Origin of the sequence: Halobacterium rubrum (assembly GCF_021729015.1) — an archaeon.
GTDB classification, from domain to species: Archaea; Halobacteriota; Halobacteria; order Halobacteriales; family Halobacteriaceae; genus Halobacterium; species Halobacterium rubrum.
The window spans coordinates 427050-452624 of the sequence record NZ_JAJQQZ010000003.1 but is presented as its reverse complement, the minus strand read 5'-3'; the positions used below and the strand labels follow the sequence as shown (position 1 = coordinate 452624).

The window sequence follows — 25575 nt, the reverse complement described above, 5'->3', positions numbered from 1 at the left end:
GATTCGGGTTGCGCTACGTCACGGGGTTGGCGACGACCAGCAGGCCCTCGTCGGTCTGGCGGAGCCGCGGCGGGTCGTCGCGGTGCGGGTCGAAGGCGGCGTACGCGAACGCCTGCCAGAGCGTGCGCTCGGCGTACGGGCGGTCGTCGAGGTCGACGCCGAGGGCGTCCGCGAGCGCGCCGTGGTTCAGTTCGCCGTGCTCGGTCGGCACAGAAACGGGGTCGGGGAGCCCGGCGAGGTCCAGTCCGAACGACGGGAACACCGCGCTCCCGCTGCCCGCTGGCGGGTGGTAGACGGTTCGGACGCCCGGGAACCGGATTCGGAGCACGGGAGTGACCGCGACCGGCTCACTGCCGTCGGCCGGCCGGACCGACTGACTCGGCAGCGTCACCGTGGTCGTCTCGCCGGCCGCCACGGGCACCGTCTCGTCGCCGGCAGCGACAGTCGCCGAGTCGGCGTCCAACGAGTGGACAGCCACGCTGGGCGAGGAGTATCCCCGGACCCGGGCAATCGTGGAGTCGCCAGCGACGGTGCCGTCGACCACGACTTCGTGGACGTCACCGTCGCGGACGAGGAGCTGTGGACCCGCGAGCCCACCCGTCCCGGCGCCGAGCGCGCGGAGCTCGTGCGTGGTCGCCCAGAACGCGCCCGGCGTACCGGACCCGGCGGCGTCGTCGGCCAGCACGGACCGCCAGTAGAACACTCTCGCCTCGTCGCCTGTGCGGTAGGGGACGGCGTCGGGGAAGAACTGGCCGTCGGCGTGTGTCGCGTCCAGCTCCGGGTGTTCGAGCGCGAGTTCGAGGTAGGGCGCCGCCGCGACGACGGGGTCCGGCGGCTGGTCGGTCGCCCGCGCCCACTCGACGGCGACTGTCGTCTCGGCGGTCTCCTGACCCATCGCTACCCGGTGGTAGCTCCCGGACGCCCTTGTGCTCGCACCCGGAGGTGTTCGCCTCGGCGGTGTCAGTCCGCCCGAGTGACACACCGGCAGTCCGTCGCCTCCATCTCGTCACCGCCCCCACAGCAGTCTCCACCGGGGTGGTCGACGAGCGCGCAGAGTTCCTCGACGCCGTGGTCCGGGAGCACGTAGCCGAACTGGTAGCCGTCGCCGGCGTCGAACTCGACGCCGAGTTCGGACGCGAAGAACGTCCGGACGACGCACTGCCGCCACGCGAGTTCGCTGCCGACGGTCTCGCCGCGGTCGGTGAGCGCGACGCCGACGTGTTTCTCGTAGGTGACGAGGCCGTCGGCGGCGAGCCGGTCGAACATCTCCGTGACCGTCGCGGGGGTGACGCCGAGGCGCTCGCCGACGGCGCCCGTCCTGACGTACTCGCGCTGGCCGTCGTCGGCGGCGGCCTCGAGCCAGTAAACTGCGGTCAGGTACCGGCCGGTACGTCGGTCGACACAGTCCGCTGGGTCGGTGCACCCGCATCGGGCACTCGCGTGGGCGCTAGCTGCCATCGACACGCTGTACCACGGCCAGCCGGGAGTGTGTCCCCCCGAATCCGTTCGCTCGCGTGGCTCGCCCCGCTGGGTTACGCTCTGTCGGTATCACCGCTGTCACCTGTGGTCCCAGGAGTCACCCGAATACGTCCGTGAAACGGCCGCACACGCCAATCGGCGGGGCTCTCCCCGGACGCCACGCAACTAAGTGCGGGTTACCTACCGTAGGTCGATGTCAGAGACACAGCTGCTGCCGGAGACGGACGCCCTCATCGACGGGCTGCGGAGCCGCCGCTCGGGCCACAACTTCGACGCGGACGCCGACCTCGACGAGGAGACGCTGGAGGAACTCGTCCGGGACGCGACGCTCGCGCCGTCCTCGTACAACCTCCAGCCCTGGGAGTTCGTGACTGTGCAGGACGACGACCGACTGGACGAACTCGTCGACATCGCGTTCGGCCAGGAACACATCGCCGAGGCGGGCACGGCGATTCTCGTCGCCGGCCACACCGACCCGAAGACCGCCGACCGCGTCTTCGAGGAGTGGGTCGAGGCCGGCCGCGTCGACGAGGAGACCGCTCAGGGCATGAAAGAGCAGACCGTCGCGGGCTACGAGAGCGACCGCGCCGGCCGCGACTACGCCGTCCGGAACGCCAGCCTCGCGGCGCAGAACCTCCTGCTGTCGGCGCACGCCCGCGGCCTCACTGCGACGCCGATGACCGGCTTCGACTTCGAGGCCGCCGCCGAGTTCGCCGACCTGCCCGAGGACACGATTCCGGTCGTGCTGCTGGCCGTCGGTCCGAGCGGCGGCGACGAGCCCGAGCGCCTGCCCCGCCGCAGCGTCGACGAAGTGCTCCACCGCGAATCCTTCTAGGCTGACTGCCCGACGCACCTCGGGCGCACGGGGTCTCCAGTTCACTGCTTCACGGGCTGCGAACAGCCACATCGCTTACCGGCGTCGCGGCCGTGGTGTCGCGTATGCCGGACACGTACGTCGACGCTGAGGTCGAGGTCGAGGTCGACTCAACCGAACTGGAAGTCGAAGCGGGCGACGAGGAGTCTTTCGAGGCCGAACTGACGGCGCCGGGCCTCGAGATCGAGGTCGAAGCCGAGATACAGGTCGCGGGGGAACCCGACTACTCGGCCGAGGACAGCGAACCCAGCGACGAACAGTCCCGCGACTCGGAGGACGGCGAGGAACACGCTGCCCCCGAGAACGACGAGTAAGGGCTACAGCGACAGCCAGCTGCTCGTCAGCGACTCGTCGGGGAGGTGCCAGCGGTGGCGGGGGCTGCCGTCGGCGCCCGCGATCTCCACGACGGCGTCCATCTGCGGGAGGAGCGCTTCGGCGGCCGCGCCGGGCGCGGCTTGCGTCACGTGGACGTGCCCGAGGCCACCGTGTGTCTCGACGAGCGCTCGGAGGTCCGCGACGAGCCCGGTCGCGCCGGCAGTGTCGACGGCCGCGACGACGTCGCCGAGGGCGTCCATGCAGATGCGGAGCTGCCCGGGCTCGAAGCCGTCCGGCGGCGCGAGCGCGTCGACGGCGTCCCGGGCGTCCGCCGCCAGCGTGTCGAGGTCCGAAGCGACAGTTGTGTCGCTCGTGCGGGGGCTCGGACCGTCGGCGTCCCCTTGGCTGGAGGTCGACGCTCCGGCTGCGGTGCTCCGGGTCGCTGTCTCGAGTCGGGCGACTCGCTCCGTGGTGCGGTCCCGTCTCCCCGCGGCCGAGAGTCGGGAAGACGAGGCAGCGTCGGTCTGTACGAACAGCCGGCGGCGGTCCTCGGAGTGGTCGGCGCCGAGCAGCCGGTCGCAGCCGTCGTGGGTGGCACAGTCGTCGTTCTCGACGACCAGCACCATGCAGCCGGCCGTCTTGAGCTCCTGGAGGGCGTCGGCGAACGTCTCGGGTGACGACGACCACCCGTCCCCGGCGGAAGGGTAACTCATCCTACTAGTTCAGATGGCGCCGTCCAGTATAAAATTTGGCATCTCGGGGTCGAACGAAACCCACCGGTGTGTCGGCAAACGCCCCGGCGTCCACCACCGCTAAACCCCGGGGGCGGGTAGCCAGCGACGATGCCAGACGCTTTCTCGCCACTGCAGTTGCGTGAGACGACGATACGGAACCGAATCGCGGTGTCGCCGATGTGCCAGTACTCCTGCGAGGACCGCGACGGCCTCGCGACCGACTGGCACCGCGTCCACCTCGGGTCGCGTGCGGTCGGCGGCGCCGGCGTCGTCATCTCCGAGGCGACCGCCGTCGAGGCCCGCGGTCGCATCTCCCCCGAGGACCTCGGCATCTGGAGCGACGACCACCGCGACGCCCTCGAACCGGTCGCCGAGTTCGTGAAACAGCAGGGCGCCACCCCGGGCATCCAGCTCGCGCACGCCGGTCGGAAAGCCGGCACCGCGCGCCCGTGGGAGGAGGAGCGCGGCCCGCTCGCGGAAGCCGAGGGCGGCTGGGATCCGGTCGCGCCGAGTGCCGACCCCTACCCCTTCGAGGACGACCCGCGCGAGACCCGAAAGCTCGACCGGGAGGGCATCCGGGACGTCGTGGACTCGTTCCGGCAGGGCGCCCGTCGCGCCCGCGAGGCCGGCTTCGAGGTCGCCGAGGTGCACGCTGCCCACGGCTACCTCCTCCACGAGTTCCTCTCCCCGGTCGCGAACCACCGCGACGACGAGTACGGCGGCAGCTTCGAGAACCGCACCCGGCTCGTCCGGGAGGTCACCGAGGCCGTCCGGGACGAGTGGCCCGACGGCAAGCCCGTGTTCGTGCGCATCTCCGCGACGGACTGGCTCGACGACCGCGACTCCTGGGACGTCGAGCAGTCGGTCCGGCTCGCCGACGACCTCGCCGAGTCGGGCGCCGACCTCGTCGACGTCTCCACGGGCGGCATCCACCCCGACCAGGACATCGACTGGGTCGGCCCAAACTACCAGGTCCGGTTCGCCGAACGCATCAAGACCGAGACGGACTCGGACATCGCCGTCGGCGCGGTCGGCGGCATCCAGACCGCCGAACAGGCCGACGCGCTCGTCCGAAACGGCCGCGCGGACCTCGCCATCGTCGGCCGGAAGTTCCTCCGCGACCCCTACTTCCCGCTGCACGCCGCCAGCGAACTCGGCCGCGAGGACGCAATCGACGTCCCCGCGCAGTACCGCCGCGGGTTCCAGTGACACGCTCCCGGTAGCTTCAAGCGCTCGTCCGTCCGGGATGCTCCTATGCCCGAGTTCCGCCACGTCCCCGACGAGGACCGCGAGGCCTTCCACTCGCTCGTCTCGTACGCCTTCCGACCGGAGGACGGCCCCTTCGACGACTTCGACCCCGAGGACCTCCCGGCCGGCGCGACAGTCGGCACCCGATACGGCCTGTACGACGGCGACGACGACCTCCTGGCTGCCTGCAAGCACATCGACTTCCGCACCCGCCTGCGGGGAGACGTCCACGACCTCCACGGCCTCTCGGCGGTCGCCAGCCCGCCCGAGCGCCGGCGCCGGGGGCTGGTCGGCCAGATGCTCCACGAGAGCCTCGTCCAGTCCCGCAGCGAGGGTGTCTACCTCTCCGCGCTCTGGCCGTTCAAGCGGTCATTCTACGGCCAGTACGGCTGGGCGACGGCGACCCGCGCCGTCGAACACGACCTCGACCCGGACGCGCTGTCGTTCGCGCCCGACCACGACCACGGGGAGTTCGTGCCCCTCGATGTCGACGACGACTGGGAGCGCACGGCCGCCGTCCACGACGCCCACGGCGCGGGCTACGAACTCACGATGGAGCGCTCCGAGGAGTGGTGGCGCAAGCGCGTCTTCGCCGGCTGGGAAGACGACCCCTACGCCTACGGCTTCGAACGCGAGGACGGCGACCTCGCGGCGTACCTCACGTACAGTGTCGAGGGCGACGGCGACGAGAAGACGCTGCAGGTGCGGGACTGGGCGGCCGTCGACCACGACGCCCGCCTCGCAGTCCTCCGATTCCTCGCCGACCACGACTCGCAGGTCGACCGGGTGCACGTCTGGACGCCGGCCGACGCCGACCTGCTCGACCACCTCCCGAACACGGACGACGTGGAGGCGACAGTCCGGCTCTGTCCGATGGCGCGCCTCGTGGACGTCGGGGCCGCCCTCGGGGCGCTCTCGTACCCCGACGGCGCCGACTGCGAGCTCGTGGTTGCCGTCAGCGACTCGTTTGCGGACTGGAACGACGACACCTACCGGCTGTCCGTCGCTGGCGGCGCCGCCACGGTCGAGCGGGGGGCGGACCCGGCGGCGGCCGACGTCGAACTCGACGTCGGCGCGCTCTCCCAGCTGTACGTCGGCTACCGGAGCGCCAGCGACCTCGCGGCGGTCGGCGACGTGGACGCCGCCGGCGAGCGCGCCCTCGACGCGCTCGCCGACTGCTTCCCCGAGCGGCCGACGTTCCTCCGGGAGGGATTCTGACTCGTTCGGGGGAGCGCGGTCGAACCCACCGAAACTGGCGTTAACTGTCCGAAACCCGGCGCCACGGACTCGCCTTCCCTTATGGCCCGGGCTCCTCGGGCCGAGTGCAATGATCGAACTACTCGACCTGTTCGCGACTGTCGGCGTCGACGTCGGAACCGCTGCGGCAGAAGCCGCCGGAGCCGCCAGCGGCGGCGGCGGACCGCCCGTCGACCTCCCGGACCCGGTGCCGGAGTTCGTCGGTGACGTCCTCGGCTCCGTGCGGTCGTTCGTCGACGGGTCCGCGGAGAAACTCGGGAAGACGGTCAGCGACCTGACGCCCGCCGGCCTCTGAGCAGGCCCGCAGGAAACAGATTCGGGAGGCGGTCAGACCGGCTCGAACCGGTAGCCGTCCCACGCCTGGCTGTCGGGCTCCCGGATGCCCGCGCCGGGCTCGCGCAGCTCCTCGCAGTACACCGGCTCGACGGCGGCGCCGATGTCGACGCCGTCGGCGGTCGTCAGCTGGCCGAGCGCCCGGACTGCCCCGCCCTCGACCTCGAACTCGACGATTGCGAGGTGGTTCGGCTCGCGGACGCCCGGCGGCGTCGCCGTCGACGTCGTCCACGTCACGACCTCGCCCGTGCGCTCGGAGAGGTCGACGGTCTCGGTCTGTTCGGCGCCACAGTCCGGACACCGGGTGTGTCCGGGGTAGCTGAGGTGGCCGTTCTCGCAGCGGTGTGCGTCGAGGCGTCGTTCGGTGTCGTCGTCACTCATGGCTGTTCGAGGATGGTGGTGGTCACGCAGTTGCCGAACCCGCCGACGTTGCAGGCCAGGCCGACCTCGGCGTCGACCTGCCGGTCGCCGGCGTTCCCGAGCAGCTGCTGGTAGAGTTCGTAGGCCTGTGCGACGCCGCTGGCGCCGAGCGGGTGGCCCTTCGACTTGAGGCCGCCCGAGGTGTTGATGGGGAGGTCGCCGTCTCGGTCTGTGACGCCGTCCCTGACGGCCTTCCAGCCCTCGCCCTTCTCGAAGAAGCCGAGGTCCTCACTCTGCAGGAACTCCAGAATCGTGAACATGTCGTGGAGCTCCGCCACGTCGACGTCGTCGGGCCCGAGGCCCGCCATCTCGTAGGCCTGATTCGAGGACTCGACGACCCCGCGCATCGTCGTCGGGTCGTCGCGCTCGTGGACGACGTGGGTGTCCGTCGCGCCCGCGACGCCCGACACCACGACGTAGTCGTCGGTGTACTCCGCGGCGACGGACTCCGGGCAGAACACGAGCGCGGCGCTGCCGTCCGTGATGGGGCAGAAGTCGTACAGCCGCAGCGGGTCCGCGACGATGGGTGACTCCAGGACGGTCTCGAGGTCGACTTCCTTCCGGAACTGCGCGTGAGGGTTGTCCAGCCCGTTCTCGTGGTTCTTCACGGCGACCTTGCCCAGACTCTCCCGGGGCGCGTCGTACTGGTCGAGGTACTTGCGAGCGGTCAGCCCCGCGAAGCTCGGGAGCGTGACGCCGTGCTTGTACTCGACGGGGTGCGTGAGGCTCGCGATGACGTCCGTGGCCTCGCCGGTCGTCCGGTGGGTCATCTTCTCGCCGCCGACCAGCAGCGTCGTCTCGCTGGCGCCAGACGCCACGGACTGCCAGGCGGCGTAGATGCCGGCGCCGCCCGATGAACTGGTCTGGTCGATGCGGGCGGTGTGCGCCGGCATCGCGGCGAGGTCGTGGGCGAGCGCGTTCGGGACGCCCGTCTGGCCCTCGAACTCGCCGCTTGCCATGTTCGAGACGTAGAGGTGGTCGACGTCGTCGCCGTCCACGCCGGCGTCGTCGAGCGCGGCGTCGCCGGCCTCCGCGAGGAGGTCCAGCAGCCACGCGTCGCGGTCGCCGAACTGCGTCATCGACGCGCCGACGATTGCTACGCGGTCCATACACCTCCCTCGTACAGGGGCGTCATTTAGCTTTCCACGCGCGCCCAGGCCACGTATCGGTCCCGCCTGCTCAGTGGGCGTCGATACCGACGCCGTCCGCGAGCAGTTCGTGCGACTGGAGGGCCGCCTCGTGGTCGGGGACGACGTGCTGGACCATCACCTCGTCGACGCCGACCCGGTCGGCGAGCTGCTCGAGGAGACCCGCCAGCGTCTCCGGGCTGCCGGAGATGGCGCGCGGCCACTCGTCCTCGTCGAGGGTCTCGGGCGTCGGCTCCGGGACGCCGCCGAGTTCCTCGATGGCTTCCGTCACGCCGGGCGTCGTGCCGACCTCGCCGCGCTTCATGCGCAGGAACGACGCCTCGGCGGACGCCCGCAGCCGGGCGGCCTCCTCGTCGGTCTCCGCGCACACCGCGTTCACCGCCACGACGCCCTCGGGCTCGTCGACGCCGCCGGGGAGCCGCGACGACTCGAACGTGTCGCGATACTCGTCGAAGGCGTGGGTGGCGAACTGCGGCCGGATGAACGCCGCGAAGCAGTACCGCAGCCCGAGTTCGCCCGCGATGGCGGCGCTGGACGGGCTGGACCCGAGCAACCACGGCACCGGCGGACGCTCGCCCGAGCGCGGAATCTCGATGTCGGCGTAGGCGTGTCCCTCCGGGAAGTCGTCGTAGAGGTGGGAGAGGACGGACTCGACCTTCTCGCGGTGGTCGCCGTCGGGGTCGCTGACGTGGCGCTCCGTCCCGAGCGCGCTGTCGACCGCCGGCGAGCCGTTCGCCCGCCCGAGCCCGGCGTCCACTCGGCCGGGCGCGAGGCCGTCCAGCGCGCCGAACTGCTCGGCGACCTTCAGCGGGCTGTAGTGGTTCAGCAACACCGCGCCGGAGCCGAGCCGAATCTCGTCGGTCTCGGCGGCGAGGTGCCCGAGCAGTACTTCGGGGGTCGTCCCCGCGAGCGTGTCGCCCATGCCGTGGTGTTCGGCGACCCAGAACCGCTCGTAGCCGAGGCGTTCGGCCTGCCGGGCGGCGTCGACGGTGTTCGCGTAGGCGTCGGTGGCCGTGCCGCCGTCGGGGACCGGAGAGAGGTCGACGATAGAGAGGTCCACGGGGGTCCTCGGGCGCTGCGGGAGAAAACGATTCGGCTACCAGCAGCGCTCCCGGCGTCTCCGGGCGCGCCCCGCTGCTCGCGTCACACCGATTCGACCACGAGCACCCGGAGGTCGTTGACGTTCGTCCCTGTCGGCCCGGTCCGGAGCAGGGCGTTCCGGTCTGCGAGGAAGCCGCCGGCGTCGTTGTCGTCGAGCGCCGCGCGCGCCGCTGCCGGGTCCTCGACGCTCTCTCGGTCCACGACGGCGCCGGCGTTCTCGCTGGCGCCGTCGATGCCGTCGGTGTCGACGCAGGCGAACGCGGCCCCCTCGGGTACTCCGGACGCCGCCGCGGCGAGCGCGCACTCCTGGTTCGGACCGCCGTCACCGTCGCCCGCGACGGTCACCGTGAGCTCGCCGCCGGAGAGCACGACGGCCGGCGGCTCGACCGGGTCGCCGGTCGCCCTCACTTCGCGCGCTATCGCGGCGTGGACGCCGCCGACCTCGCGCGCCTCACCCTCGATCTCCGCCGACAGCACGAGGGGCTCGTACCCCCGCTCACGTGCGGTCTCGCGGGCGGCGTCGAGGGCCGTCCGGCCGTTCGCGAGCACGTGCGCGGTCGTCTCCTCGAAGAGCTCGTCGCCGGGCTTCGGCGTCTCCGGGCGGTCGCCGGCAGCGCCGGCCTGCAGGTGCTCGCGGACGCGCGACGGCACGTCGACGTCGTGCTCGTCGAGGACTGCCAGCGCGTCCCCGTAGGTCGACGGGTCCGGGACCGTCGGGCCGCTGGCGACGACGTCGAGGTCGTCGCCGACCACGTCGCTGAACGCCAGCGTGACGACCGTCGCCGGGGCGAGCGCCCGCGCGAGCCGGCCGCCCTTGACCGCCGAGCAGTGCTTCCGCACGGCGTTCACGTCGTGGATTGGGGCCCCCGAGTCCAGCAGCGCGTCCGTGGTCGCCCGGAGGTCGGCGAGATCGAGGTCGCCGGCGGGCGCGGGCAGCACGGCGCTCCCGCCGCCCGTGAGGACTGCGAGCGCGAGCGTCTCCGGACCGCAATCTCGTGCCGCGGCGAGCAGGCGCTCCGTCGCGGCGACGCCGCGCTCGGACGGGACGGGGTGGTCGCTCGCCAGCACGTCGACCCCGGGCACGTCGACGGGGTCGTCGGTCACCACGACGCCACCGTCGAGCCGGTCCCCGAGGACGTCGTGGAGCGCGCGAGCGACCTGCGCCGCCGCGTTCCCGCCGCCCAGCACCACGACCGCGTCGCAGGCGGCGAGGTCGTGGGTCGCGTCCTGCACGCGCAGGGTTTCGCCGTCGACTGCGACCGTCTCGGGGACGACCCGTCGTGGCTGCGCCGCCTCGACGCCGGCCTCGAGACACGCCAGCGCCGTGTCTCTGGCCGGCGTGTCCGCGAGCGCCGTGCGGTCACGAATCGTCACCATACCCGCCCCGACGGGTGCGCGCGGCAAAATTACCCGGGCTGGCGGGCCAGTTGCAGACCGCGAAGCCAAACGTTCAATTGGGGGCGGCGAGAGGGTACGACCGATACGGTCGATGGATACACAGCGCCGAGGCGTCGACTCCGAGGCTGTCGCCGAGCTCCAGTCGTCCGTCGACACGGACGATGTCGCCGAGCTCGCCGAGCGACTGCACAGCGAGGACTCCGACGAACGCGCGGGCGCAGCGTGGCGGCTCGTCGAGGCCGCGTCGCGGCGCCCGACGGCGGTCCGCGCACACCTCGACGACGTGGTCGCGTGCGTCGACGACGACGACCGCTGGGTGCGTCGCGGCGCCACGTGGGTGGTGGCGGAGCTCGCGGAGCGCCAGCCGGACGCGCTCTCCGTGAAGTTCTCCGAGCTGGTCGAGCTGACGGACGCCGACGACCAGCTGGTCCGACAGAACGGCGCCGTCGCGGTAGCGGGCGTGACGAAGCGCTACCCGGGCCGGGCGACGACTGGCCTGTCGAAACTGGCGGAACTTACCGCGGACGAGGACCAGCTGCTGGCGCGGTACGCCGAGGAGGCGTTCCGGGACGTGACCGAGGCTATCGCTGCGCGCGCCGACGACGCCGGCTACCCGATGCTCGTGCGCGCTGCGGAGGCGTACGCCGACCTCCTCCCGGACGACGTCGAGGTGATCACCGTCGGCGACGACGAGGACCCCGCACACCCGGTGTACGTCTCGTTCGGGAAGGACGCGCCGGTGGACGCGGGGGCGGCCGACGACGCGCCACAGGAGCACCCACCGGCGGAAATCCCGGACCCGCCGTCCGTGACGGTGACGCGGGCGGACCTCGAGCCCGACCTCAAAATCGGGAGCACGCCGCTGACGACGGACTTCCGGGCGTCGATCGTCGACGACACGCTCGAACACGGGCTGGTGACGTTCCGGCGGCTGGACGCGACCGACGAGGCCGTCCGCGAGGCCTTCCAGAACGCGCTAGGGCAGTGGGCGGCCGTCGACGACCACGACCACGTGGAGAGCGTGCTCGGCGCGGGCGAGGACTGGGCGGCGACCAGATACGACGACGGTGACACGCTCGCGCAGCGGGGCGCACCGAACACCATCGCGGAGGCCACGTGGCTCGTCGACCGGATTACGCGGGCGGTGAGCTACGCGCACGCTCGCGGCGTCGTCCACGGTGGCCTCCACCCGGGCGTGATTCGGTACCTCGAGACGCCGGTGGGGGCGTGGGACGCGCCGCTGGTGGCCGACTGGGGGTTCGCGCACGCCACGAGCGGCCTGCGAACGCCGCCGATTCCGCGACAGTTCGCGGCGCCGGAGCACCGCAACCCGGGGACGTACGGCCGGTTCGACCAGTCGACGGATGTCTTCGGGCTGGGCGCGCTGGCGTACTACCTGCTGACTGGGGAGCCGCCGGTCACGGGCGAGTCGGTGGTGCCGGCGTCCCACCGGAACCCGGCGCTGCCGGCGGCCGTCGACAGCCTCTTCGACCGGTCGCTGGCGACGGACAAGCAGGCGCGGTTCGAGACGGTACTGGGCTTCCAGACGGCGTTCGACCGGCTCGCCGGTGACCTGGCCGGGGAGGTGGCGCCGTGACAGCCAGCCCGGCTGCGGTGCTGGACGCGGTGGCGTTCACCGGGTACGGCATCCTCGTGGTCGCCGGTCTCGGGTTCACCTACTACGCGACGCAGAACTACTCGCTGGACCGCCTCGAGGGGCACCGCGACTTCTGGGGGTACCTGACGTACGTGGGGCTGGCCGTGTCGCTGTTCGGTGCGTTCGGGCTGGCCGGCACGGTGGCCGGCGGCGGCCAGTTTGTGTGGGCGTTCGCGGACCTGTCGTTGCTGTTCACCATCGCCTTCGTGGCGTTCTCGATGCGGGAGGTGTACTACGCGAGCGCGCTCGCTCCGGCGCCGGAAGACCGCGAGATCCCGCTGTCGACGCTGCGGCTCGTCGAGTTCGGGTTCGTGGTCGTGGTCGCCGTCGAGTGGGTCGTCGTCGTCTTGCTCGGGGAGACGACGGTGACAGTGTTGCTGCGCGGGCTCGGCGCGCTGGCGTTCGCCACGTACGGCGTCGTGTTCAGCGAGCGACTGGAGGCGCTGGCGCACGGGACGACGATGGACACGCTGCGTCGCCACCTGGTGTTCGTGCTGGTGGCTGCCACCGGTGTGGCCGTCGCCGGCCTGCTGGGGCTGCTGTTGCCGGGGGCGGCTGCCGAGAGCACCCGGTACGTCTTCGTGGTGCTGCTGGGTGGACTGCTGGTGCCGCCGACGATTCGCCTCCAGCAGTCGGTCGCGGGCCTCACGTGACCGTTCGCGCCCGCCACCCGATTCGTTAGGGGCGCCTAAACATCGACACACACTTTAGGGCGGCCTAAATAGAGGCGAGCAACAGATGACCCGAGACGTCTGCGTCGTCGTTCCGACCATCCGGGAGTACGAGTGTATGCGGTCGTACTTCGAGAACGCCCGCCAGCACGGCTTCGACCTCGACCGCCTGTTCGTCGTCCTCGTCACCGAGGACTTCTGTGACACCGAGGGCATGCGCGAGATGCTCGACGAGGAGGGCGTCGCCGGCGCCGTCTTCGACGGCGAGGCGCGCGAGCAGTGGTACGCCGAGCAGGGCGTCGCCGAGTACGACCACCTCGTGCCCGCAGCCAGCCACGCCCAGACCTCGTTCGGGCTGCTGTACATGTGGGCACACGACGACTTCGACTACGGCGTGTTCATCGACGACGACACGCTCCCCCACGACGAGTGGGACTTCTTCGGCACCCACCTCGAGAACCTCCACCACGACGGCGAGGTGGAGGAGGCCTCCAGCGACGAGGACTGGGTGAACGTCCTCTACCAGTCCGACGCCGACCTCTACCCCCGGGGCTACCCCTACTCGGCGATGGACGAGGCCGTCGAGACGACGACGACCGAGACGGACCACGTCGTCGCCTCGCAGGGCCTCTGGACGAACGTCCCGGACCTCGACGCCGTTCGCATCCTGATGGACGGAGACCTGCAGGGGCAGGCCCAGACCCGTACCGGCTTCGAGGACTTCGACCGCGACTTCGTCGCCGGCGAGGGCGACTACCTCACCGTCTGCTCGATGAACCTCGCGTTCCGCCGGGAGGTGATTCCGGCGTTCTACCAGTTCCCGATGGACGACAACGCCTGGGACGTCGGCCGCTTCGACGACATCTGGAGCGGCGTCCTGCTGAAGCGCGCGGCCGACGTGGTCGGCGGCGAGATCTACAACGGCGCGCCGCTGTGCGAGCACAACAAGGCCCCGCGGTCGACGTTCGACGACCTCGCCAACGAGGTCGCGGGCCTCGAACTGAACGAGCACTTCTGGAAGGAGGTCGCCGCCGTCGACCCCGCCGACGACACGTACACGGCCGTCGCCGAAGCCGTCGGCCGGCGGCTCGCAGCCGGCGACTACGAGGAGTACAACAACGGCGCGTTCCTCAACGAGTGCGGCGAGTACCTGCTGGACTGGGTGGCGTGTCTGGACGCGCTCGCCGACCGCGAGGTCGCAGCGACCGCCAGCGACGACTGACTGTCTGGCTGCCGGCACACTGACTGGCTGCGTGCCCGACCGCCGCCCGCTCTCACTGACCGCCGCTCAGACGACGGACGTTCTAACCGACTGGCGCTCCGGGACAGCGGCGCCGTCGTCGTGTCGACACTCGCACAGTCTCGTCCCAGTGGCTGGGACCGAACCGGCAGGTATAAGGGTTTTAGGCGAGCCTAATTCCGAGTATGTCCGACCGAGCTGGACTCAACCGTCGGAAGTTCCTCGCGGCAACCGGCGCAGCGACGATAAGCGGTCTCGCAGGCTGTAACGGCGTTCTCGGCGGCGGCGGCGAAAACGGGAGCAGCGACGACGCGCCCGGCATCGGCGACTTCCGTGGCTCCGGCGAGTACGTCTCCGGGCGCGGCGCCCCGGGCGGCACCTCCATCGAAGAACTCGACGACCTCGAGGGCGAGCTCGCGGTCTACCTCGGTGGCGGCGAAGGTGGCCGCTACACCAACCTGCTGGAGCTGTTCAATCAGTACTACGACGACTTCGAGGTCACCTGGGACACCCAGCCGTCGTCCCAGCTCGCGAACACCATCGTCCAAGAGCACGAGAGCGCCACCACGCAGGCGGACGTCTTCTGGTCGGTCGACATCGGGTCACTCGCGTACGTCAGCGAGAACGGCGCGTCCACCACGCTCTCCAGTGACACGGTCTCTCCCGCCTTCGACCGGTACCACCCCGACGACACGTGGGTCGGCGTCGCCGGTCGCTCGCGCGCCATCCCCTACAACACCAACCAGTTCAGCGAGTCCGAGATGCCCGACAGCATCGACGCCTTCGCGACCGAATCCCGGTTCGCGGGCAACGTCGGCTGGGCACCGACCTACGGCGCGTTCCACGGCTTCGTCACCGCGATGCGCCACATCCGCGGCGAGGACGCCACCCGCGAGTGGCTCAACGGGATGCTCGCCCAGAACGTCAACCGCTACAACAACGAGTACCTCGTCGCGCAGTCGACGGCCAACGGCGAACTCGCCACGGGCTTCGCGAACCACTACTACACGATGCTCGTGCTCGCCGGCCGCTCGGACGCCCCCATCGACGTCACGTTCACGAAAAACGACGCCGGGTCGCTCGTGAACGCCGCCGGCGCGTCCGTCCTCGAGGGCACCGACAAGGCCGAACTCGGCGAGAACTTCATCCGCCACCTCCTCTCCGCGGAAGCCCAGGAGTTCTTCGCGACCCGCGGCTTCGGCTACCCGATGATTCCCGACGTCGAACCGGTCGGGCCGCTGCCGAGCCTCGGCGAACTCGAACCGCCGGAGCTCGACTTCCAGAAGCTCTCGGACATCCAGCCGACGCTGGAGCTCCTGCGCGACGTCGGCATCCTCTCGTAGATGGCAACCAGCGACCGACTCGACCGCCTCCGGAACGACGGCACCGGCGACGACGACGGAGCCGCCGGCTTCTCTCTGGCCGTCACTGCGGGCGCTGTCGCGGCGGTCGTCTCCCTGCCGATTATCGTCCTCGTGGTGCAGGCCACCGACTACGGCCTCGGCCACCTGCTCGGGCTCGTCACCCAGCCCAGCAGCGTGCAGGTCGCCGTCAACAGCGTCGTTCTCACCGGCATCGTCACCGTCGGCTGCGTCGCCGTCGGCGTCCCGCTCGCTGTGCTCACCGTCCAGACCGACTTGCCGTTCCGCCGGTTCTGGACGGTCGTCGGCGCGCTGCCACTGGTCGTCCCGAGCTACATCGGGGCGTTCACGTTCATCGCCGCCTTCGGGCCGCGCGGCGAGCTCGCGGACCTGCTGGCGCCCCTCGGCGTCGAACGGATTCCCGCCATCTACGGCCTCCACGGCGCAGCACTCACCCTCGTGTTGTTCACGTACCCCTACGTGTTCCTCACGACGCGCGCGGCGCTGCTCTCGTTCGACGGCACGCTCGTCGAGGCGGCGCGCACGCTGAACCACTCCCGCTGGGAGGCGTTCAAGCGGGTCACCGTCCCCCAGATTCTGCCCGGCGTCGCCGCCGGCACGCTGCTGTCCTCGCTGTACGCGCTCTCGGACTTCGGGACCCCGTCGCTGATGCGCTACGAGGTGTTCACCCAGCAGATATACGTCGCCCAGCGCAGCCTCGGCGTCCCCGAGGGCTACCCGGCGATGCTGTCCCTGCAGCTGCTCGCCATCGTCGCCGTGGTGCTCGCGCTCGAATCCCGCGTCGGCGGGTCGACGAGCGCGTACATCTCCCGGGGCGCCAGCCGGGCCAATCGCGTCGAACTCGGTGTCTGGAAGTGGCCCGCGCTCGCGTTCTGTTCGCTGGTCGCCGTCCTCTGTCTGGGCGTCCCGCTGGGCGTGCTCGTCTGGTGGCTGGTCCGGGGCGGCGAAGCCGTCTTCGAGTTCGACCCGACGGCCGCGTGGAACTCCCTGCGGGTGGCCGTCGGCGCCGCCGTCGTCGCGACGCTGCTGGCGCTGCCGGTCGCCGGCTACAGCGCCCGCTCGACGTCGGTGACCTCGACGGTCGTCGACCGCCTCACGTACGTCGGCTACGCGGTCCCCGGCGTCGTCATCGGCGTCGCGCTCATCTACCTCACGACGAGCGTCGACCTCCTGACGTGGTGGCTGCCCGTCGGCGCTGACGCGGTCACCGGCGTCGTCCAGTCAGTCTACAAGACGGTGCCGCTGCTCGTGTTCGCGTACGTCGTCAGATTCCTCCCGCAAGCGGTCGGCACCGTCCGGTCGTCAGTCCTGCAGGTCGACCCGAAGCTCACAGAGGCCGCGCGCTCGCTGGGCCGCTCCTCGACGGGCGCATTCCGGGAGGTGACGCTGCCGCTCATCGCACCCGGCGTCGCCGCCGGCGCCGCGCTCGTCTTCCTCACGACGATGAAAGAGCTGCCGGCGACGCTCATGCTGAGTCCGATAGGCTTTGAAACCCTGGTGTCGTACATCTGGCTGGTCAGAGGAGCCGGCTCGTACGGCGCCGCCGCGATTCCCGCCCTCGTGCTCGTGGGCGTTTCGGCGCTCTCGATGGTCGTCATCCTCGCACAGGAACGATACAATGGCTGAACCCGCTTCCCAACGGCAGGACCACGACGACACCGCCACCGACGACTTCGCGGACGCCGACACCGTCCTCGAACTGGACGGCGTCACGAAGGCCTACGGCACGGAAACCGCCGTCACCGACGTGTCCCTGGACGTCCAGGACGGCGAACTCCTCACCCTGCTGGGGCCGTCGGGCTGCGGGAAGACGACGACACTCCGGATGCTCGCCGGACTCGAGCGGCCGACCGAGGGCAGCATCGAACTCGGCGGGAAGACCGTCGCCGGTCCGGAGACGTTCGTCGCCGCCGAGGACCGCGGCGTCGGCATCATCTTCCAGGACTTCGCGCTGTTCCCGCACCTCTCCGTCGAGGAGAACGTCGCGTTCGGGCTCTCGGACTGGGACGACGACGCCACCAGCGAACGCGTCGCGGAGATGCTCGACCTCGTGGACATGCCCGACATGGGCGACCGGTCGGTCGACCAGCTCTCGGGCGGCCAGCAACAGCGCGTCGCCGTCGCGCGCAGCCTCGCGCCCGAGCCGGACATCCTCCTGCTCGACGAGCCGTTCTCGAATCTGGACGTGCGGCTACGCGTGGAGATGCGCGAGGAGGTCCGGCGCATCCTCAAGGAGGCCGGCGTGACCGCCGTCTCCGTCACGCACGACCAGGAGGAGGCGCTCTCGATCTCCGACCGCGTCGCCGTCCTGAACGACGGCCGCATCGAGCAGGTCGGCGACCCCGAGGGCGTCTTCGAGCACCCCGAGTCGCGGTTCGTGGCTTCCTTCCTCGGGCAGGCGGCGTTCCTCTCGGCGCGCGTGGGGTCGGACACGGTCGACACCGCCATCGGCTCGTACGACCGGACGCTGCTCAAAGGCCTCACTGACGGCTATCAGGGGGCGATGGTCGACGTGCTCGTCAGACCGGACGACCTGCGCGCCGTCCCCGCCACCAGCGACAGCGGAAACGGCACCATCGTCAAACGACAGTACACCGGCCCGTCGTTCATCTACCACGTCGAACTCGACAACGGCGACGTGGTGCGTTGCCTCCACAACCACGCCGAGGACATGGGCGTCGGCGAGCCGGTGACAGTCGACCTCGTCAGCGACCACTCGCTGGCGTGGTACCCCACCGAGTAGTATGCGGGCCCGGCTCCGCCGCGCGCTCGCTCGCGCACCGCTCGCGCCGGCCGCGCTGGCGGGCGTCGCCGCCGTGCTGGCGTACGCCGTCTCCGTCCTCGTCTTCCCGTATCATTCCACGAACCACGACGAAGCGGTCTACCTCCAGCAGGCTGCGATGCTCCTCGAGGGCCGGCTGTTCCTCCAGCCGCCCGTCGAGGGCGCGTTCCGGCCGTGGTTTTTCGTCGAGTCCGCTCGCGGCCTCTACTCCAAGTACTCGCCGCCGACCGCCGCCGTCTACGCGCTCGGCGAACTCGTCGCCGGCTCGTACCGCTATGCGCTCCCCGCTGTGGCGGGCGCGAACGTCGCCCTGCTGTACGGCGTGGTGCGCGAGGCCTGGGACCGTCGGACGGCGGTCACGGCTGCGGTCGCGCTGCTGGCGTCGCCGCTGTTCCTCGTGCAGGCCGGTGTCTTCCTCCCGTACGCGCCGACGACGATGCTGAACCTCGCGTTCGCGCTGGCGTACTTCCGCGCGGAACGCACTGCCAGCACGGGCTGGGCCGCAGTCGCAGGCGCCGCCGTCGGGCTGGCGTTCTTCGCTCGCCCGTACACGGCGGTCCTGTTCGCGGCGCCGTTCGTCGTCCACGCCGTCTGGACGCTCCGCGATCCACTGGCCACGACGTTCAGCGAGCGCACGGTCCCGAGCCTCGTCGCTCGTCGAGTCGCGACCGCGGGCCTCGGCACTGCCGGGGTCGCAGTCGCACTCGGCTACAACGCCGTCGTCACCGGCGACCCGCTGGTGTTCCCGTATCAGGCGTTCGCGCCGCTCGACGGGCTCGGGTTCGGCTACCGGGAGATTCTGGGCTACTCGCAGGACTACACGCTCTCGCTGGCTGTGCGGTCGAACGCCGAGGTCGTCGGGGCGTTCCTGCTGGACTGGGCGCCGTTCGGCGCACTGGGCAGTCTGCTCGCTGGCCTCGGGGTGTTCGTCACTCGGCGCCGGGGCTGGCCGTGGCAACAGGCCGTGCTGGGTGGCGTGGCGGTCAGCGTAGTGGTCGGGAATCTCGCGTTCTGGGGGAACCGGAACGTCCTCGGTGCGCTTCCCGACCCGAGCGACGGCCTGATTCACACGCTCGGCCCGTACTACCACTACGACCTCCTCGTGCCGGCGAGCGCGTTCGCTGCCGTCGGGCTGCTCGCGCTCGCCGACCGCGCGCGCTCGACGGCCGCCGCCCGTCTGGACGGCCGGCAGGCGGTCGCGGTGACTGCCGCCCTCGTGCTCGTCGCCAGCGCGGTCGTCGGGGCGAGCGCCGCCACCGCGACGGCCACGAAGCTCGAGGAGAACGCGGCCGTCACCGACCAGTACGAGGCCGCCTACGAGCCATTCGAACCAGCGCCGCCCGGGGACGCCGTGGTGTTCGTCCCGGACCCGTACGGGGACTGGCTCAACCACCCGTTCCAGGCGCTCCGCAACGACCCCGGATTCGACGGCGACACGGTGTACGCGCTCCACGACCACGCCGCCGAGGTCGCCACAGCGTACCCCGACCGCGACCTCTACCGGTACGCGTACCGGGGGACGTGGACGCCACACGGCGGCGAGCCGGTCGACCCGGTGCTGCGTGAGGTCGAGGTCGCGTCCGGCCAGTCGGTGACTGCGACGACGTCGTTCGGCGTGCCGTCGTGGGCCGCGAGCGTGACGGTCACCGTCGAGTCCGGCGACGCCCGCGAGCGGTACGTGCTCGACGGCGTCGCCACTCGCGACGAGGCGACCGTCTCCGTGGTCGTCGACGACGGCCGCGTCACTCCCAGTGGACCGGTGACGCCGACGCGCAACGAGTCACTGGCGCTGGCGGGCGACGACGTGACCGTCGAGGTGCTCGTGGACGGCGGGTACGGCGCCGGGTTCACGTACCGGGTCGTGGTGCCGGTCACGGCGGCCGGTGGCGGCGGCTATCGCGCGCTGACGCCGTCCCAGGAACTCTGCACGAACCTCCGGGCCTGCGACGAGTCGCCCGTCTACGTCGAGGGCGTCGGGCCCGACGGCTCGTGGTTGAACGCGTCGGTCACGGCGAACTGAATGAGAACAGCGGCGAAAAATTCGAGCTGGAGAACTGCGGAGTCAGGCCAGAACCGGTTTCCGGACGTCGCGGATGGCACCAGTCACCAGCACGCCGGCGAGGAAGACGAGAACCGCGACCACGAACAGCCAGCCGAACCAGAAGCCGACGGCGGCGAGCTGGGCGACCTGCGGGGTGGCGGTGGTGACGAACAGCGCGTACCAGAGGCCGGTCCACGCCAGCAGTCCCGCGAGCGCCTTCGCTACCAGCGGCGTCCATCCACGCACGCGAGCGTAGAAGGAGCGTGCGACGTAGGAGCGGACGGTCTTGGCGGGAGTGCGGGTGGTCGGGTAGTTGCCGTTCTTTACCATACTACTAATACGACCGACAAGAGCTTATAGCTACCGGTGATTTCGGCAGTTTCAGCCCCTCAAGGAAGTCGTTCTTCGGCGCAGACTTTGAGGATGGAGCCGAGAATCTCGGCGCCGCCCTCGAGGGGGTCGAGTTTCGTCTCGCCGAGCCGGTCGGCGTACGCGATGGGCTCCTCGACGACGTCGTAGTCCCGGCACAGCGGGCGAATCAGCAGTTCCGCCGAGAGGCCCGTGTTCTGCGTCCAGTCGATGTCGTCGACGACCTCTTTCCGGTAGGCGCGCATCCCAGTCGTGGTGTCGTGGACGCGCTCGCCGACGAGCAGCGACGTGATGGCGGCGAAGGCGGCGTTCCCGAAGCGGTTGAACGCCGGCATGGTGTCGGCGCCCCAGTAGAGGCGGTCGCCGCTGACGACGTCGTAGCCCTCGTTGATGCGGTCGAGGAAGTCCGGGATGCGGTCCATCGGGTAGGTGTCGTCGCAGTCGGTGGTGACGACGACGGGGGTGTCGGCGGCGCGGAGCGCGGCGGCGACGGCGACGCCGTACCCGCGGGGCTCCTGTTCGATGACGGTCGCGCCGTGTTCTCGCGCGATTTCGGGCGTGCGGTCGCTGGAGCCGTCGACGCAGACGACGCTGGCGCGGTCGTCCGTGAGGTCGGCGATGTCGGTGAGCACGGTCTCGATGGCTGCCTCCTCGTTGTACGTCCCCATGGCGACAGTGACGTCGTCGAGCGTGTACGGGCCGTCCGTCATTGTCGCGTCGTACCCACCACGACTATTTTAGGCTTACCAAAAACTTCGACGAGGTGCAAAACCATAAATACGTTCACTCCCATCACCGCATGAGACAACGGGACGCCCCCCAACAATGAGTGACGCCGACACGGACGCCACGACAGACGAGCACGACCCGACGGTGCTCGTCGTCGACGACGAACGCGGGCTCGCCGACCTCTACACCATCTGGCTCGAGGACGACTACGACGTGCGGACCGCCTACGACGGCACCGACGCGCTCGACGCGCTCGACGCCGCCGTGGACGTGGTCCTGCTCGACCGCCAGATGCCGGACATCTCGGGCGACGAAGTGCTCTCGGAGCTCCGGGACCGGGGCATCGAGTGCCGAGTCGCCATGGTCACAGCCGTCGAACCGGAACTGGACATCATCGACCTCGGATTCGACGACTACCTCCGCAAGCCGGTCGACAGAGAGACGCTCCTCGAGACCGTCGAACGCCTGCTCCGTCGCTCGACGTACGACGACACCGTCACTGAATTCTTCGCTGCCGCACGCAAGCAAGCCCTCCTCTCCGGGTCCGACGACCCCTCGGTGACCGAATCCGAGGAGTTCGCCGGCCTCGAGGACGACCTCGCCGACCTCCGCGGGAGCCTCGACGACGTCGTCGCCGACTTCGACGACGCTGACTACGAGGTACTGTTCAGGCGGCTGTCAGACGACCCTGGCGAGACAGATGACGGCGAGTGAGTCTGCGGGCAGCAGAGGCGACCTCCTCGACTACGCGACCGCAGTAGCGACGGCCGAGGACACCCACACGGTCTTCGAGGAACTGGCCAGCGCTGCGGACCGCGCCTTCGAGTTCACCTCGCGGGTCGCAGCCGCCGGAGACCACGACGACAGCGATGTGCTCTCCGTGCGAACGTGGACCGGCGAGCCGCCCCAGACCTCAGGCATCAGCGCCGACGAGGGGCTGGCGGGCCGCGCCTTCCAGACCGGCCAGACCATCCACGTCGAGAACGTCCGCGAGGACCCCCGGATCGACGACGTTCCCGCGGACGCGCCCCGTTCGGTCGTTACCGTCCCCATCGGTGACGCCGGCGTCTTCCAGGCGTTCCGGGAGCAGCCCGGCGGCTTCGACGACGCACAGGTCGCCGTCGTCGAGCAGCTCGCCGAGCACGCCAGCCGGGCCATCGAACGCATCCGGTCCCAGCAGCGCGTCGCGGCCAGCGAGCGCCGGTTCCGGTCCCTGTTCGAGGACGCCGACGACCCCCTCGTGCTGTACTCGACCCGGAACGGCGAGCCGGCCAGCGTCGAGTACGCCAACGAGGCGGCAGAAGCGCTGTTCGACGCGGTCGAGGCCGAACTCCGCGAGCGCGCCCTCGACGAGCTGCTGGAGGCCGACGCCGAGGAGCTGGTCCCCGCCGAGGAGGCACACAGTGTCGAGACGTCGCTGGCCGCGCCGGCGTCGATGCGCTTCCTCGAGGTCACCGTGAAGCCGATGCCGGACGACGCCGGCGTCGACGCGTTCGCGGAGCTCCGGGACGTCACAGAGCAGGCCCAGCGCGAGCGCGTGCTGACGAGCCTGCACGACGCCACGCGGCGGATGTTCGTCAGCGAGGACCGCCACGAGATCGCGTCAGTGATGGTCGACGCCGCGAAAGGTCTCGTGAATCTGCCGTACGTCGGCGTGTTCTTCGCGTCGGAGAACGGCGAGGAACTGCAGCCGGCGGTCAACTCCGGGCTAGTCGGCGGCAGCACCCCTCCGGTGTTGCGTGCCGGCGAGAGCATCGCCTGGGACGTCTACGACTCCGGCGAGCCCGACTGGGTGACAGACGTTCCCAGCCACCCGAAGACCAGCAACCCCGACACGGCCATCGAGGAGGAGTTCCTGTTGCCGCTGGGCGACCACGGCATCCTCCTCGTCGGGGCGACGGAGAGCGGCGTCCTGACCCGCGAGGACCGCGACCTCGCGGGCGTCCTCGCGACCAACGCCGAAGCCGCACTGGACCGCGCCGAACGCGAACGACGGCTGCAGGAACAGGAGACCGAACTCCGCAGCGAACGCAACCGGCTGGCGGCGCTGTTCGAGAACGTCCCCAGTCCGACGGCGAGCTTCGTCGTCGACGACGGCCAGCCGATCGTGCAGTCAGTGAACTCGGCGTTCGAGTCGGTGTTCGGGTACACTGAGACCGAACTCGTCGGCGAGAACATCGACGAGTACATCGTGCCGCCGAGCCGCACGGAGGAGGCCGACCTCTACAACGAGAAACTGAAAGCCGGCCAGAACATCAACGTCGAGGTCCAGCGGCTGACGGCCGACGGTCCCCGGGACTTCCTGCTGGACGTGGTGCCGTTCCGGCTGGAGGAGCCCAACGTCCAGGGGTACGCGATGTACACCGACATCACGGAGCGCAAGGAGCGCGAGCGCGAGCTCGAGCGGCAGAACGACCGCCTCGAAGAGTTCGCGAGCATCGTCAGCCACGACCTCCGGAACCCCCTGAACGTCGCGCGGGGCTACGTGGAACTGGCCGAGGAGACGAAGTCCGACGAGCACTTCGAGCGCGTGGACGACGCGCTCGAACGCATGGCGGACATCGTCGACGACGTGCTGACGCTCGCCCGACAGGGCCGCAGCCTCGAGGAGACGGTCCCGGTGTCGCTGGCGGACGCCGCCGAGGACGCGTGGCGGAACGTCACGACCCGGGACGCGACGCTGGAGACGGACGACCCGCCGACGCTGGACGCCGACCCGACCCGGCTGGGCTCGCTGCTGGAGAACCTCTTCGGGAACGCCGTCGAACACGGCGGCCGGGGCGTCACCGTGACCGTCGGCGAACTCGACGTCGAAGACGGCACGGGGTTCTACGTCGCGGACGACGGCGTCGGCATCCCGGCGGAGCACCGGGACGTCGTCTTCGAGTCCGGGGAGACGTTCAGCGAGGACGGCACCGGGTTCGGGCTGTCCATCGTCGAGGACATCGCGCAGGCCCACGGCTGGCGCGTAGAGCTCGCGGAGAGCGAGGCCGGGGGCGCGCGCTTCGAGTTCACTCCCGACGACTCGCCGGTCACTGCGCCCTGACCGGACACGACGCGTCTCGTCCGAGTCGCCTCAGGTCACCGTCTCTTCGCCCGTCCGGTACTGTTCGTGGGCGTCCTCGTCGAGAATCGCGCGGAGTTCGTCGACGGCGAGCCAGACGTCCTCGTGGCCGACGTAGTACGGCGACGGCGCCAGCCGCACGACGTTCGGCGGCCGGTAGTCGACGACCACACCGCGGTCCCGGAGCGCGCGACTCACGGCGCCCGCTTCGGGGTGTTCGATGGCGACGTGGCCGCCGCGTCGCTCCGCCTCCCGGGGCGTTCCGACCGAACACTCCGGCAGCCGCTCGTCCACGAGCCCGACGAGGTACCACGTCAGGGACACCGAGTGCGACCGTATCTCGTCGATGCCGGCCGCCTCCACGACGTCGAGCGCGCCGAACAGCGGCGCCGCCGAGAAGACGTTCACCGTCCCGATCTGCCAGCCGGCGGCCCCCTCGGCGGGCCGGAACTCGTGGCGCATCTCGAACTGGGTGTCGTCCTCGTTGCCCCACCAGCCCGCCAGATGGGGGTCGACGTCGAAGTTCTCCTCGTGGACGAACAGCCCACCGACTGCCCCCGGGCCGGCGTTCAGGTACTTGTAGCTACACCAGACGGCGAAGTCGACGCCCGCCCGGTGGAGGTCGTGGTCGACGGCGCCGACGGAGTGTGCGAGGTCGAACCCCGCGTACGCGCCGTGTTCGTGAGCGACGTCGGTGATGGCGTCGACGTCGAGCAGCTGGCCGCTCCGGTAGAGCACCGAGGGCATGAACACGACGGCCGTCTCCTCGCTGACCGCCGCCTCGACGGCGTCGGGCGTGATGGTGCGGCCGTCCTCGCTCTCGGCGACCACGAGGTGGTCGTCGGGGTCGAGCCCGCGAGCCCGCAACTGGGACCGGATGGCGTAGTGGTCGGTCGGAAAGTCCAGTTCGTTCACGACCACCTCGGTGCCGTCGGCGGCGTCGAGGAAGCCCCCGACGAGCGTGTGGATGTTCACCGTCGTGGAGTTCGCCGCGACGCACTCGGCGGGCTTCGCGCCGAGAATCCCCGCGAGCCGGTCGCCCAGCAGTTCGCCGTAGTCGAACCACGGCGGGTCCGCCTCCGTCCACGCCTCGATGCCGAGGTCGCGCCACTGGTCGACCGCTCGCTGCAGCGTCTCGGCCGCGTCCTCGCCGTACAGCCCGAGGCTGTTACCGTCGAGGTAGATGGCGTCCCCGGGCGTCTCGAAGCGCTCCCGGAGGCCGGTCAGCGCCGCCTCCGCGTCCCGCATCCGCGCGGCGGACTGCGACCCGTCGAAGTCGTCCATGTCCGGGTCGTGGCGTGTCACCCCGATAAGCGTAGTGCCACGCCAGAAC

At 70.6% G+C, this 25575-nt stretch carries 24 protein-coding genes; 14 read left to right on the top strand and 10 right to left on the bottom strand.

All coding sequences use genetic code 11. From position 1 onward, the window contains the following. Window positions 1-13 precede the first annotated feature (13 nt). Window positions 14-895 (bottom strand): hypothetical protein, encoded by an 882-nt coding sequence (locus tag LT971_RS13720; protein WP_237007509.1) that lies wholly within the window; start codon window positions 893-895, stop codon window positions 14-16. 65 nt (window positions 896-960) lie between these two features. Next, window positions 961-1458, bottom strand: coding sequence for a metal-dependent transcriptional regulator (locus tag LT971_RS13715; RefSeq protein ID WP_237007508.1), 498 nt, complete (start codon window positions 1456-1458; stop codon window positions 961-963). 214 nt (window positions 1459-1672) lie between these two features. Between LT971_RS13715 and LT971_RS13710 the strand changes: the two genes are divergently transcribed. Both LT971_RS13710 and LT971_RS13705 read left to right on the top strand, forming a co-directional pair. After that, entirely contained in the window at window positions 1673-2314 is a 642-nt protein-coding gene (locus tag LT971_RS13710) for a nitroreductase family protein (protein ID WP_237007507.1), read from the top strand. A gap of 104 nt (window positions 2315-2418) precedes the next feature. Then, window positions 2419-2667 carry a hypothetical protein gene (locus LT971_RS13705; protein WP_237007506.1) on the top strand — a complete coding sequence of 83 codons (249 nt, stop codon included), beginning with the start codon at window positions 2419-2421 and terminating at the stop codon, window positions 2665-2667. Window positions 2668-2670: 3 nt separating this feature from the next. Here LT971_RS13705 and LT971_RS13700 read toward each other — a convergent pair whose 3' ends face one another. Beyond that, window positions 2671-3381, bottom strand: coding sequence for a DUF7504 family protein (locus tag LT971_RS13700; RefSeq protein WP_237007505.1), 711 nt, complete (start codon window positions 3379-3381; stop codon window positions 2671-2673). A 129-nt stretch (window positions 3382-3510) separates the two neighbouring features. Between LT971_RS13700 and LT971_RS13695 the strand changes: the two genes are divergently transcribed. From LT971_RS13695 to LT971_RS13685, 3 genes are all read left to right on the top strand, one after another. Next, complete coding sequence (locus tag LT971_RS13695) at window positions 3511-4611, top strand: NADH:flavin oxidoreductase/NADH oxidase (RefSeq protein ID WP_237007504.1); 1101 nt, start codon at window positions 3511-3513, stop codon at window positions 4609-4611. A 45-nt stretch (window positions 4612-4656) separates the two neighbouring features. Next, the gene (locus LT971_RS13690) at window positions 4657-5868 is read left to right on the top strand and encodes a GNAT family N-acetyltransferase (protein ID WP_237007503.1); all 1212 of its coding nucleotides are present in this window, start codon (window positions 4657-4659) and stop codon (window positions 5866-5868) included. 109 nt (window positions 5869-5977) lie between these two features. Beyond that, window positions 5978-6202 carry a hypothetical protein gene (locus LT971_RS13685; protein WP_237007502.1) on the top strand — a complete coding sequence of 75 codons (225 nt, stop codon included), beginning with the start codon at window positions 5978-5980 and terminating at the stop codon, window positions 6200-6202. Window positions 6203-6234: 32 nt separating this feature from the next. Here LT971_RS13685 and LT971_RS13680 read toward each other — a convergent pair whose 3' ends face one another. The 4 genes from LT971_RS13680 to LT971_RS13665 all read right to left on the bottom strand — a co-directional run bounded on the left by LT971_RS13680 (window position 6235) and on the right by LT971_RS13665 (window position 10286). Continuing rightward, window positions 6235-6621 (bottom strand): Zn-ribbon domain-containing OB-fold protein, encoded by a 387-nt coding sequence (locus tag LT971_RS13680; RefSeq protein WP_237007501.1) that lies wholly within the window; start codon window positions 6619-6621, stop codon window positions 6235-6237. Continuing rightward, complete coding sequence (locus tag LT971_RS13675; protein WP_237007500.1) at window positions 6618-7769, bottom strand: thiolase family protein; 1152 nt, start codon at window positions 7767-7769, stop codon at window positions 6618-6620. Before LT971_RS13675 ends, LT971_RS13680 begins: the two co-directional genes overlap by 4 nt. 70 nt (window positions 7770-7839) lie before the next feature. After that, window positions 7840-8868 carry an LLM class flavin-dependent oxidoreductase gene (locus LT971_RS13670; protein ID WP_237007499.1) on the bottom strand — a complete coding sequence of 343 codons (1029 nt, stop codon included), beginning with the start codon at window positions 8866-8868 and terminating at the stop codon, window positions 7840-7842. A gap of 83 nt (window positions 8869-8951) precedes the next feature. Continuing rightward, window positions 8952-10286: a glycerate kinase type-2 family protein gene (locus LT971_RS13665; protein WP_237007498.1), complete on the bottom strand. Its 1335-nt coding sequence runs from the start codon at window positions 10284-10286 to the stop codon at window positions 8952-8954. Window positions 10287-10398: 112 nt separating this feature from the next. On the opposite strand from LT971_RS13665, the gene LT971_RS13660 reads away from it, so the two are divergent. The 7 genes from LT971_RS13660 (at window position 10399) to LT971_RS13630 (ending at window position 20059) form a co-directional block, all read left to right on the top strand. Continuing rightward, a complete protein-coding gene (locus tag LT971_RS13660) occupies window positions 10399-11904 on the top strand; it encodes a protein kinase family protein (protein ID WP_237007497.1) in 1506 nt (501 codons plus the stop codon). Beyond that, entirely contained in the window at window positions 11901-12617 is a 717-nt protein-coding gene (locus tag LT971_RS13655; RefSeq protein ID WP_237007496.1) for a hypothetical protein, read from the top strand. Before LT971_RS13660 ends, LT971_RS13655 begins: the two co-directional genes overlap by 4 nt. A gap of 85 nt (window positions 12618-12702) precedes the next feature. Further along, window positions 12703-13857: an alpha-1 4-glucan-protein synthase gene (locus LT971_RS13650; protein WP_237007495.1), complete on the top strand. Its 1155-nt coding sequence runs from the start codon at window positions 12703-12705 to the stop codon at window positions 13855-13857. A gap of 203 nt (window positions 13858-14060) precedes the next feature. Further along, window positions 14061-15218, top strand: a complete 1158-nt coding sequence (locus LT971_RS13645; RefSeq protein ID WP_237007494.1) for an extracellular solute-binding protein — start codon at window positions 14061-14063, stop codon at window positions 15216-15218. After that, window positions 15219-16883 carry an ABC transporter permease gene (locus LT971_RS13640; protein WP_237007493.1) on the top strand — a complete coding sequence of 555 codons (1665 nt, stop codon included), beginning with the start codon at window positions 15219-15221 and terminating at the stop codon, window positions 16881-16883. Continuing rightward, window positions 16876-18000, top strand: coding sequence for an ABC transporter ATP-binding protein (locus tag LT971_RS13635; RefSeq protein WP_237007492.1), 1125 nt, complete (start codon window positions 16876-16878; stop codon window positions 17998-18000). The genes LT971_RS13640 and LT971_RS13635 overlap by 8 nt, the downstream gene beginning before the upstream one ends. 1 nt (window position 18001) lies before the next feature. Continuing rightward, window positions 18002-20059 (top strand): DUF7846 domain-containing protein, encoded by a 2058-nt coding sequence (locus tag LT971_RS13630; protein WP_237007491.1) that lies wholly within the window; start codon window positions 18002-18004, stop codon window positions 20057-20059. Window positions 20060-20101: 42 nt separating this feature from the next. Here LT971_RS13630 and LT971_RS13625 read toward each other — a convergent pair whose 3' ends face one another. Together LT971_RS13625 and LT971_RS13620 are read right to left on the bottom strand one after the other, a co-directional pair. Further along, window positions 20102-20410, bottom strand: coding sequence for a hypothetical protein (locus LT971_RS13625; RefSeq protein WP_237007490.1), 309 nt, complete (start codon window positions 20408-20410; stop codon window positions 20102-20104). Window positions 20411-20469: 59 nt separating this feature from the next. Then, window positions 20470-21159 (bottom strand): dolichyl-phosphate hexose transferase, encoded by a 690-nt coding sequence (locus LT971_RS13620; protein ID WP_237007489.1) that lies wholly within the window; start codon window positions 21157-21159, stop codon window positions 20470-20472. A gap of 115 nt (window positions 21160-21274) precedes the next feature. On the opposite strand from LT971_RS13620, the gene LT971_RS13615 reads away from it, so the two are divergent. Both LT971_RS13615 and LT971_RS13610 read left to right on the top strand, forming a co-directional pair. Then, the gene (locus LT971_RS13615) at window positions 21275-21892 is read left to right on the top strand and encodes a response regulator (protein WP_237007488.1); all 618 of its coding nucleotides are present in this window, start codon (window positions 21275-21277) and stop codon (window positions 21890-21892) included. Beyond that, complete coding sequence (locus tag LT971_RS13610) at window positions 21879-24224, top strand: GAF domain-containing protein (protein WP_237007487.1); 2346 nt, start codon at window positions 21879-21881, stop codon at window positions 24222-24224. Before LT971_RS13615 ends, LT971_RS13610 begins: the two co-directional genes overlap by 14 nt. 30 nt (window positions 24225-24254) lie before the next feature. Here LT971_RS13610 and kynU read toward each other — a convergent pair whose 3' ends face one another. Next, a complete protein-coding gene (gene kynU, locus LT971_RS13605; RefSeq protein WP_237007486.1) occupies window positions 24255-25526 on the bottom strand; it encodes a kynureninase in 1272 nt (423 codons plus the stop codon). Between the last annotated feature and the right edge of the window lie 49 nt (window positions 25527-25575).